9 protein-coding genes and 1 pseudogene are annotated in these 10189 nt (G+C 71.5%); 6 read left to right on the top strand and 4 right to left on the bottom strand.

Features of this window, described 5'->3' with window-relative positions; all coding sequences use genetic code 11:
- Nucleotides 1–165 (top strand): annotated as a pseudogene (locus tag D6B71_RS14560) (IS256 family transposase); the annotation flags it as partial.
- Between the two features lie 434 nt (nt 166–599).
- Nucleotides 600–1337, top strand: coding sequence for a transposase (locus tag D6B71_RS14555; RefSeq protein ID WP_164519684.1), 738 nt, complete (start codon nt 600–602; stop codon nt 1335–1337).
- Between the two features lie 266 nt (nt 1338–1603).
- Here D6B71_RS14555 and D6B71_RS14550 read toward each other — a convergent pair whose 3' ends face one another.
- The 3 genes from D6B71_RS14550 to D6B71_RS14540 all read right to left on the bottom strand — a co-directional run bounded on the left by D6B71_RS14550 (nt 1604) and on the right by D6B71_RS14540 (nt 3531).
- A complete protein-coding gene (locus D6B71_RS14550) occupies nt 1604–1939 on the bottom strand; it encodes a DUF1416 domain-containing protein (RefSeq protein WP_121256291.1) in 336 nt (111 codons plus the stop codon).
- Nucleotides 1940–2061: 122 nt separating this feature from the next.
- The gene (locus tag D6B71_RS14545) at nt 2062–2910 is read right to left on the bottom strand and encodes a sulfurtransferase (RefSeq protein WP_121256289.1); all 849 of its coding nucleotides are present in this window, start codon (nt 2908–2910) and stop codon (nt 2062–2064) included.
- A 129-nt stretch (nt 2911–3039) separates the two neighbouring features.
- Complete coding sequence (locus D6B71_RS14540) at nt 3040–3531, bottom strand: DUF4395 domain-containing protein (RefSeq protein ID WP_121256287.1); 492 nt, start codon at nt 3529–3531, stop codon at nt 3040–3042.
- 452 nt (nt 3532–3983) lie between these two features.
- On the opposite strand from D6B71_RS14540, the gene gmd reads away from it, so the two are divergent.
- From gmd to D6B71_RS14520, 4 genes are all read left to right on the top strand, one after another.
- On the top strand, nt 3984–4961 hold the full coding sequence (gene gmd, locus D6B71_RS14535; RefSeq protein ID WP_121256285.1) for a GDP-mannose 4,6-dehydratase: 978 nt from the start codon (nt 3984–3986) through the stop codon (nt 4959–4961).
- Nucleotides 4958–5935 carry a GDP-mannose 4,6-dehydratase gene (locus D6B71_RS14530; RefSeq protein WP_164519683.1) on the top strand — a complete coding sequence of 326 codons (978 nt, stop codon included), beginning with the start codon at nt 4958–4960 and terminating at the stop codon, nt 5933–5935. Before gmd ends, D6B71_RS14530 begins: the two co-directional genes overlap by 4 nt.
- Nucleotides 5936–6071: 136 nt before the next feature.
- Nucleotides 6072–8606 (top strand): TolB family protein, encoded by a 2535-nt coding sequence (locus D6B71_RS14525; protein ID WP_121256281.1) that lies wholly within the window; start codon nt 6072–6074, stop codon nt 8604–8606.
- 91 nt (nt 8607–8697) lie between these two features.
- Nucleotides 8698–9807, top strand: a complete 1110-nt coding sequence (locus D6B71_RS14520) for a hypothetical protein (RefSeq protein WP_126688285.1) — start codon at nt 8698–8700, stop codon at nt 9805–9807.
- Nucleotides 9808–9841: 34 nt separating this feature from the next.
- Here D6B71_RS14520 and D6B71_RS14515 read toward each other — a convergent pair whose 3' ends face one another.
- Complete coding sequence (locus tag D6B71_RS14515; RefSeq protein ID WP_121256276.1) at nt 9842–10147, bottom strand: hypothetical protein; 306 nt, start codon at nt 10145–10147, stop codon at nt 9842–9844.
- Nucleotides 10148–10189 lie beyond the last annotated feature (42 nt).

The following is a 10189-nucleotide window of genomic DNA, read 5'->3' as shown; positions in this document are numbered from 1 at the left end:
CGAGCCAGCATCATCCGGCTCGTCGGCGCCGTCCTGGCCGAGCAGCACGACGAATGGGCAGAAGGGCGCCGCTACCTCGGACTCGACGTCCTGACCAGGGCGCAAGCCGTCGACAACCTCGTCGAGGAGGTGACCGAACCCGAGCTCCAGGCCCTCACGGCCTGAGCGACACGCCCAACCGAAGGATCAACCTCGTACACCACGCCCCGGGACTTGACCTGAGGTCGGCAGGTTGGGACACCGTCGACCTGTCTCCGGCCCAGGTCCACGCTGCCCGGACTCAGATGGGCTATCGCCTGCTGAAGTCGGACTCGGGACGCTGCGGCGATGATCGAGCTGCTGATCCGTGGCGCCGGTCGAACGCGCTGCAGTGATGTCGACGCCATCCCAGGGCTGCAGGCATGGGTCGGGGACCGCAACCGCAAGCAGGCTGCGCGGGTCGCGCTGGGCAACCAACTCCTGGCCAACCTCGACCTTGTCTTCGGGTCGCTGCAGGGCTGCTTGAGCGGCCCACTGGACCGCAAGAGCTTCTGGGTCGTCCTGACGTCCCTGGACGCCGACATCGACTGCATGACCAACCTCAGCGTCCCCCACTGCGGATGCTCGCAGCCGAGAACGGCATCCGGCTTGAGGGCCCGAAGGCTGGAGCAATCATCGACGCTGCCCATCGGTCGTTGCGTCTTCCAGAGCCAGAACGCCAGGCCAGGCTGGCGATCCTGCGCAGCGACGCCACCCGACTCAGCGAGCTGTTCGGCGAACTCGCCGCGACCGATGCCACCGTCGCCGGTCTACTCGCCGCCACCCCTGCCGGGATCCTGACCAGCCTTCCTGGCGTGGGTGCCGTGCGGGCAGCCGACTACGCCGCTGCTTTGGGTGACCCGGATCGATATCCGACCGCCGAGCACGCCTATCGGGCTAGCGGGCTCGTCCCCTCCCACTGCCAGTCCGCGGGCACCAACCGCCGGGGCGGGATCGGCCGTGAGGGATCGGCCGCGCTGCGCCACGCGATCATCGAGATGGGGCGCGGGTTGGCCCAGCACGACCCGCACTTCGGTGCCTACCGGCGCAGCCTGCTGGCCCGAGGCAAGCGCCCCAAGGTCGCCAACATCGCGGTCGGACACCGTGCCCACCGGCTCGCGTTCGCCCTGATCCGCACCCAGAGCACCTACGACCCCGAACGCTTCGCGACAGCTGTCGAGACCCGCGGCGAGAGGAGGACGAGGGCGGACAGGCCCGTCATTGGTCGACGAGCGACATTCGAAAGCGACGTGACCTGCCCGCCATATCCCACGGTGACCCAGCCGGCCGCGCGCCGCAACACCCCGGTCGCCAGCTGACCGTGCTTGGTGGCGGGGGCCTGGACCAACGTCGCACTGACTCTGCAGCCCGACAGTCCGGGACCGCGTTCTGAGTAGGACGCCGGGCCCCTCCCATCACGCGAGCGCGCACGCCGTTGCATCAGCCGCCCGGCGAGCTTGAGTCATCAGTGAGCACCGCCGGGACGCCACCAGCGCCGATCAGCCACGACCCCGCCCGAACCGCCCGACGACGAGCGGTCAGCCGCATCTGCCCGCCCGCCCCCTTGACACGAGCAGACCGTTACTCACCTGAGGTCTGGCAGACGCGGGCGTGGTGCAGCAGTCCCAATGGTGATGGTTAGGTCGGAGACCTCGCCAATTGCGGCGCGGACGGCTCGGTCGACAGGCTCGGCCTTAGGCGCGAGCGTGCGCAGTGTCCACTCGCCGTTCTTGGCGAAGAACCGGAAGTGACCCGACGCCGAGGTCGGGACCTCGGCGGTGAACTCGCCGGTGGCGTCAAGCAGACGAACGTAGGCGTTGCCTACGGGCTCGCCGTCGCGCGTCACCTGACCCTGGATGACGGCCTCCTTGGCGACGTTGACGCCGTCGAGGGAGAGGCCGCCTTCAGTTGCTCCGCACATGCTGGTTCCTTGCTGATCGTGGGATTGGGAGGCAGGGCTCGGGTTCAGGCCCTGCCTTGGGTGCGGGGGTCTCGACTCGCATCGCGCGCTAGCGCGCGCTCGCGGCTCGACCAGCGACGGGGTCAGGCGGTCCCGGGCTCGTCGCCGAGCACCACCGGGACGCCGACCAGCGAGCCGTACTCGGTCCAGGAGCCGTCGTAGTTCTTCACGTTCCCCTTGCCGAGCAGCTCGTGCAGCACGAACCAGGTCAGCGACGAGCGCTCCCCGATGCGGCACAGCGCGATCGTGTCCTTGCCCTCGTCGAAGCCCACCTCGTCGTAGAGGGCCTTGAGCTGCTCGTCGGACTTGAAGGTGCCGTCGTCGTTGCAGTTCTTGCTCCACGGCACGTTGCGCGAGGTCGGGATGTGGCCCGCGCGCTGCGACTGCTCCTGCGGCAGGTGCGCCGGGGCGAGCAGCCGGCCGGCGTACTCGTCGGGGCTGCGGACGTCGATCAGGTTCTGCACGCCGATCGCGCCGATCACCTCGTCACGGAACGCGCGGATCGAGGTGTCCTGCTCCGACGCGGTGTAGGAGGTCTTCTCCCGGGTCGGCAGCTCGGCCACCAGCTCGCGCGAGTCGAGCTCCCACTTCTTGCGGCCGCCGTCCATCAGCTTCACGTCAGCGTGGCCGTAGAGCTTGAAGTACCAGTAGGCGTATGCGGCGAACCAGTTGTTGTTGCCGCCGTAGAGCACCACGGTGTCGTCGTTGGCGACGCCGCGGTCCGAGAGCAGCGCCTCGAACTGCTGCTTGTTGACGAAGTCGCGGCGCACCTGGTCCTGCAGGTCGGTCGTCCAGTCGAGCTTGATCGCGCCCCGGATGTGGCCCTTGTCGTAGGCGGAGGTGTCTTCGTCGACCTCGATCAGCACCACCTTCGGGTCGTCGAGGTGGTCCTCGACCCACTGGGTGCTGACGAGTGCGGTGTCGCGGCTCATGGGGATGTTCCTTCGGTGCTTGGTGGGTGGGGGTTGGGGTTGGTTCTTGGGTTGCTGGGTCTCGGCAAGCTCGACCAGCGGTGGGTGCGGTCGGCGTTCGGCTTACGGGGTCTCGACTCGCATCAGGCGCTAGCGCGCCTTCGCGGCTCGACCAGCGGTGGCGCGCTTGATCAGCAGGTACAGCTCGCAGCCCAGGCAGAAGCGGAAGACCGCGTTCAGCAGGGCAGCGACGAGGGCGAAGCCGGTCGCGATCAGGCCGACCAGGTCGGCGCCGGTCAGGAAGCCGGCCAGGCCGACCACGGCGAAGCCGAGGCCGACGGCCTGGGCGAAGCGCGGCGGGGCCGGGTCCTCCAGCTCGGTCGGCGGCGCCAGGCGGGGCCGTACCAGGGTGCGGAAGAGCAGCGAGTACGGGGTGTTCTGCACGCCCCAGGCCGCTCCCAGGCCGAAGATCACGGCCTGGGCGGCGAGCAGCGCGATCGCCACCGGGTGCGGGGCGGTGGCGAGCACCGCGATCAGGACGAGTGAGGTGAGGGCGGCCGCGAACTGCGGGCCGCGGGGGTCGAGGCCCGGGCGGGCCTCGGTGGAGGTGGGGGTGGGCACGTGTGTGCGGGTGGTGGACATGTCGCTCCTGGGCGCCGGGAGGGGGATGGGCTGTTCCGGGCACGGGCGGCCGTGGCGCAGGTCTGCGCGCACCTCACCGGGTCTCGACTCGCATCGCGCGCTAGCGCGCGCTCGCGGCTCGACCAGCGGGAGAACTCCTCGCGGCTCGACCTACGGCGGGTCTCGGCAAGCTCGACCACCGAGGGCGCCGGCTCGACCTACGTGGACCGCCCGTCAGGGCATTCGACACAGCGACGAGCGCACGCGGCAGTGGTCCACTGCGCGGCGCTTCGTGAGCATGGTCGAGGACATGTCGACAACCGTAGGGCAGCGCGCAGCCACCACGTGAACCGACGTACCGACATATGGACGATCGTCTCGTATATCAAGATGGAGCGTCGGCGGACGTGCGCTGGCGGCACAGGCGGTGCAGTCCATTAGACTCGTCGAACCAAGTACTTACGGGGGTATGCGTGACCAAGCGTGCGTTCATCACGGGCATCACCGGCCAGGACGGTTCCTACCTCGCCGAGCTCCTGCTCGGCAAGGGCTACGAGGTGCACGGCCTGGTGCGCCGGGCCTCCACCCTCAACCGCGGCCGGATCGACCACCTGCACCCGAACAGTGAATTGCATCTGCACTACGGCGACCTCACCGACGGCGTCGGCCTGGTCAACCTGATCCGCGAGATCGAGCCGCACGAGGTCTACAACCTCGGCGCCCAGAGCCACGTCAAGGTCTCCTTCGAGATGCCGGAGTACACCGCCTCCACCGACGCCGTCGGCACCTTGCGGCTGCTCGAGGCGATCCGCGCCGCCGACATCGACTGCCGCTACTACCAGGCGTCCACCTCCGAGATGTTCGGCGCCACGCCCCCGCCGCAGAACGAGGCCAGCCCCTTCTACCCCCGCTCCCCCTACGGCGCCGCCAAGCTCTACTCCCACTGGGTGACGGTCAACTACCGCGAGGCCTACGACCTGTTCGCGGTCTCCGGGATCCTGTTCAACCACGAGTCCCCCCGCCGCGGCGAGAGCTTCGTGACCCGCAAGATCACCCTCGGCGTCGCCGCGATCAAGCTCGGCGTCGCCGACGAGCTGCACCTGGGCAACCTCGAGGCGGTCCGCGACTGGGGCTACGCACCGGAGTACGTCGAGGGCATGTGGCGGATGCTGCAGCACGACGTCCCGCAGGACTACGTGCTCGCCACCGGCAAGGGCTTCAGCGTGCGGCAGTTCTGCGAGGCCGCCTTCGCCCAGGCCGGCCTCGACTGGGAGGACTTCGTCGTCTACGACAAGCAGTTCGAGCGGCCCACCGAGGTCGACGCGCTGATCGGCGACCCCAGCAAGGCCCGCGAGGTGCTCGGCTGGGAGGCCCAGACCGACGCGATGGCGCTGGCCCGGCTCATGGTCGAGGCCGACCTCGAGCAGATGGCCCGGCTGATCGGCACGTGACCTCCGCCGTGCGGACCGCGCTGGTCACCGGCGTCGCCGGGCAGGACGGCGTCCTGCTCGCCCGGCACCTGCGCGGGCTCGGGCGACGGGTGGTCGGCACCGTGCGTCCCGGCGCCGGCGAGTTCGCCGCCATGCGCTGCTACCTCGACGGCGTGGTCGGCGTCGACCTCGACGTGCGCGACACCGACGGGTTCGCCGCGGTGCTCGCCGACGTGCGCCCCGACGAGGTCTACAACCTGGCCGGGTTCTCCTCCGTCGGCGCCTCCTGGGACCAGCCCGACCTGGTGATGGAGGTCAACGGCGCCGCGGTCGAGCGGATGCTCTCGGCGATCGTCGCGCACCAGGCCGCCACCGGCCGGGAAGTGCGGTTCTTCCAGGCGTCGTCGGCGGAGGAGCTCGGCAGCGCCGCCGGGTCGCCGTACGCCCGCAGCAAGGCACGGGCCCGCGCCGCCGTCGTCGACGCGCGCGAGCGGCACGGGCTGTTCGCCTGCGCCGCCACCCTGTTCAACCACGAGAGCCCGCTGCGCGCGCCGCGGTTCGTCACCCGCAAGATCACCCGCGCCGCCGCCGAGATCGCCCTCGGCCGCCGTTCGTCGCTGGCGCTGGGCAACCTCGCGGTCACCCGCGACTGGGGTGCCGCCCGGGAGTACGTCGCCGCGATGGCCGCGATGCTGGCGCTCGACGAGCCGGCCGACCTGACCCTGGCCACCGGCGTGCCGCACACGCTCGAGGACCTGCTGGTCTGTGCGTTCGACGCTGCGGGGCTCGGCGACCCGTGGTCGTACGTCTCCCAGGACCCCGCGCTGGTGCGGCCCGCGGACAGCGACGTGCTCGTCGGCGACCCCGAGCCCGCCGCCGAGGTGCTCGGCTGGCGGGCGACGGTCTCGTTCCAGGAACTGGTCGCCGAGATGGTCGCCGTCGACCTGCGGCGGGTGGAGTCCGGCGTCGAGGAGGACGCGGCGTACCTGGGGTAGTGCGCTGGTCGTCGCCGCCGGGGTCGTGTGCCTGAGAACGCGCTGGGGCGCGTCGTGGAGCACACGACTCACCTCCGCCGATAGTGCGCGCGAACTCCTGCGGACGACCCTGACGGCTGCCGATAATCACCGCGGCGTGCCGAAATCCTCGGGTGAGGGTGTCGTCCCGCGTCCCGGCCCCCGCGTCGTCGTCCGCGCCCCCGACGGTCGCCGCCGCACCCTCGCCGCGACCACCACCCTGCGCCGCGCCGCCAGCGGACGCTGGCAGGTCGACGGCCACGGCATCGACCTCGGCGACCAGGGAGTCCTCTGGCCCCGCACGCCAACGCAGGCCGCGCGCATCCGCACCGGCCGCTCGGCCGTCGTCGCGGTCTCCTACGCGGTGACCGTGCCCGCCACCACCCAGGTCGCCAGCGCCGACGACGTGGCCGACGCGCAGACCCAGCCCGACGGCACCGTCATCGTTGAGACCACCGGCAGCGCCCCCACCACGCCGGGCGCGCCCGACGGCTCGCGCCGCTACGAGGCGGGCGACGTGCTGGTCGCCGGCCCCACGCCGGAACTGCCCTACGGCCTGCTCGGGCGGGTCACCGATGTGACCGCCGCAGACGGAGGCGCCCGGCTCACCGTCGACCCCGAAGGCGCCAGCCTCCTCGATGCGGTCGCCGAGGCCCAGCTCGCCACCGCCCCGCGCACCCTCTCAGCCGACCAGCTGCGCGGCACCACCCCGACCGCCCGCGCGGTCAAGCGCGCGACCGACCGCCGCGACAGCGACGGCTCCGCCGACTCCCTCTTCACCGACCTCGACGCCCTCGGCGAGAACGTCGCCTGCGAGGCCGGCGGCCAGCTCGTCGTCGAAGGCGGCTTCGAGATCGCCGCCGAGATCGGGTTCGAGGCCGGCTGGGACTGGGGCTGGGACGGAGGCGAGCTCGACCACGCTCGCGCCTACGCCACCGCCGACCAGTCCGCCCACCTGATCGCCACCGCCACCGGCGACGCCAGCTGCACCCTCGACGAGACCGAGCTGCTCGCCGACCCGCTCGAGTTCCGCACGTTCACGGTCTGGGCCGGGCCCGTGCCCGTGGTCTTCACACCACAGCTGCAGTTCTACGCCGACGGACTGGTCGAGGCGCACGCGGAGGCCGAGTACGGCTACCGGCAGAGCATGGGCGTCTCCGCGGAGGTCGGCTGGGACCGCGAGAGCGGCGGCTACGGCGACCACGACGTCGACCCGCCCACCCTGGAGCGGATCGGACCGAACTTCGACGGCTCCGCCCACGCCGAGCTCGGCGTCACCGCCGAGGCCACGCTGCTGCTCTACGGCCTGGTCGGCCCCCACCTCGGGCTGCGGGGCGCGCTGCTCGGGGACGCCGCGCTCGATGCCTCCGCCCAGGACGGCCCCGAGGCCGCCGGCGAGTGGTCGCTCGGCCTCGGGCTCGGCGTCACCGGTGGCATCGACGTCGACGCCCTCGAACTCGAGTCCGACGACCTCGACATCTGGGACAACTACGACGACCCGTGGATCATCGCCTCCGGCCGCTGGGCCTTCGGGGACGGCGACCTGCCGGGGTCGCTGACCAACCTCACCGCAGAGCTCGACCGCGACGGCGGCAACTACTGGGCCGAGGTGCCGGAGCTCTCCGCCGACGGCGCCGTCGCCGCCTGGTGGCTCGCCGACCCCGACACCCAGGTGGGCTTCGTCCACGTGCAGGACATCGGTACCGGCGCCACCGAGCGGCTCACCCCGCCGGTGTGGAACCTCGGACCGACATCGCCGATCTCCCAGCCGAAGTTCGCGCTCTCCGCGGACGCCCGCTGGGTGGCCCTCTCGGGTGACAGCGGCGCTCCTGTCTGGCTGTACGACCGGAGCACCGGCCGCTACACCCGCGTCGCGGCGCAGCGCGAGGGGGTGTCGTCGGTCGACGTCACCCGCGACGGGTCCGTGGCGTGGGTCGAGGAGGACGCCTCGCAACGGCTCGGGCTGTACTGGTGGGACGCCGCCACCCGCGAGCGCAGCCGGATCGCGGTGCCGGACGGCGTGCGTCCGATCCGGGCGCAGGTCAGCGACGACGGCACCCGCCTGCTGCTCGAGGCTGTCGACGAAAGCAGCCGCCAGGCCTACCTGCTCGACCGGAACAATGGCGAGTGGACCCTGATCTCCGCCGACCGGCGAGGTTTGCCCGCCGAGGACGGGTTGGCCGAGACCGCGGCGCTCTCCGGGGACGGCGGCACGGCGGTGTTCCTCACCCGGACGCCGCTGCTCGGCGAGGCCGGCACCCACACCCGGCTCTACCGCTGGCACGACGCTCGGCTCACCCTCATCGCCGACGACGCCACCCTGTGGCAGCCGTGGACCGGCTGGCACGGCAACCGGCCGCGCGTGTCCGGCGACGGCCGCTACACGGCGTACGCCGTGGGCAGCGGCGCGGACGGCGCCGACCTGCAGGTCGAGCTCCACGACGCCGACACCGGCGAGCGACGCACGATCAGCCAGGCCTTCACCGACGGTGGAACGCAGAACGGCGAGGTGGGCGACGGTTGGTCGTTCTACCCGGCGCTGGACGGCGACGGCGACACCGTGGTGTTCCTCTCCACCGCCGACAACCTCACCGACGACGACCCGTCCGGCGGCGACGTGCTGCTGTGGCGGCGCAGCGGCGGGGGCAGCTGACTCCCCCGAATGCCTGGTGACGGGCCCGAGCGCGGTGGCACGCTGGTGCCCAGCCCAGTCGCCTGGGCGGACACCACTGCGGGGGGGACACATGAAGCGAACCAGTCATCGAGCAAGTCGCGGTCGCACCATCGCGGCGGCCTGCCTGGCAGTGGCGACCGCGCTGGTGGCTGCGGCCGGGCCCGCCACGTCGGACTCCGCGAGCGCGCCGGGTGAGGGTTTCGCCCGCAAGGTGAAGTTCGGCAAGCTCACCGTCGACAACTCCCTGGGATCGGTCGTGGTCGTGCAGCGGATCCGCGGGATGCGCCACATCGACAAGGGTGCGGTGGATCTCGAGCTCGACACCGGCTATCGCGACTGGGGCAACTTCCTGTACCCCGACTGGAATGACTCGGGCCTCGTGGTGACGGCCTTCCGCGGCTCCCGCGCCCGGCTGGGCAAGTACAGCGGCGTCGAAGCGGAGTACCGCCGCGTCCGGTGCCCGGACCTGGACGTCGCCTGGCAGATGCGCAAGCGGCGGCTGCGGTTCGAGATCCCGCAGACGTGCCTCGGCGACGACACCGGCATGCTCCGGGCCCGCACGGGGTGGTACTTCCAGGACGGCCCCGCCGCCTGGGCCGAGACCCGCCCGGTGCAGCTCGGCCCGCGAGGAGCGGCGTACGACGACGTGGACGGTGACGGTGCCGCTGACCGGATCACCCAACGGTCGGCCGACGGCGGCAGCGCCTACCAGGTGCGGGTCGTCACGACCACCGAGACGCTGACCGCCACCGCGCCGCGCAACGACGACTTCGACTGGCAGGGCGCCGAGGCGCTCTCGGGACTGGACATCAACCGCGACGGACACGCCGAGGTGATCGGCGACCCGGCCGACAACGCCGGTGACGGCGCCGGGTTCCACCTCTTCACGGTCGTCGACGACGAGCTCGTCCTCGTGCGCACCACGGACGGCGAGCCGTTCGTGCTGCTGACCGCAGGTGTCGGCTCGCGGGAGTACTACGGCTTCCGATGCGCGGCGGGCGGGCTGCAGACCTGGGAGTCGATCGGCGGCGGCACCGATGCCGGCGACCGCTATCGGTTGCGACTGACGAACTGGACCTTCGACACCGGCACCGCGGTGCCCACCTCGACCGAGAAGGCCAGGCTGTCGGCGACCACCGTGGTGGGCGGCAACCACTCCCCGGGCAGTTGCATCGTCTGACCGAGTCGTCGGGGACCAGCCCACCCGGCTTGCTCTAGCCGCTCGTCGGCGACTTCGCGAACAGCCCGATCACGCCCGCGACCACCGCCGACGGGATCGCCAGCAGGCCGCTCATGTCCTCGCCCTCCAGGCCCATGATCACCGTCGCGACGATCGCGACCCCGGCCAGCGACATCAGTCCGATCAGCAGCGTCATCCAGATCTTCGTGCGGTGCGCGTCGCCGGTCGGGAAGAGGTCGGGGTTCGCCCGCTGCACCTCCTTGACCGCGGTCTTCTTCTCCGTGGCGGAGAGCTGGTCGATCTGGTCGACCAGGCTCCGGGCCTCGCTCGAGAGCTCCATGGCGTCCCCCTCAATGTGGTGGACCATCCACGCTAGGCACCG

Source organism: Nocardioides ferulae, from assembly GCF_003660455.1.
GTDB classification, from domain to species: Bacteria; Actinomycetota; Actinomycetes; order Propionibacteriales; family Nocardioidaceae; genus Nocardioides; species Nocardioides ferulae.
This window is presented reverse-complemented; position numbering and strand designations above follow the sequence as displayed.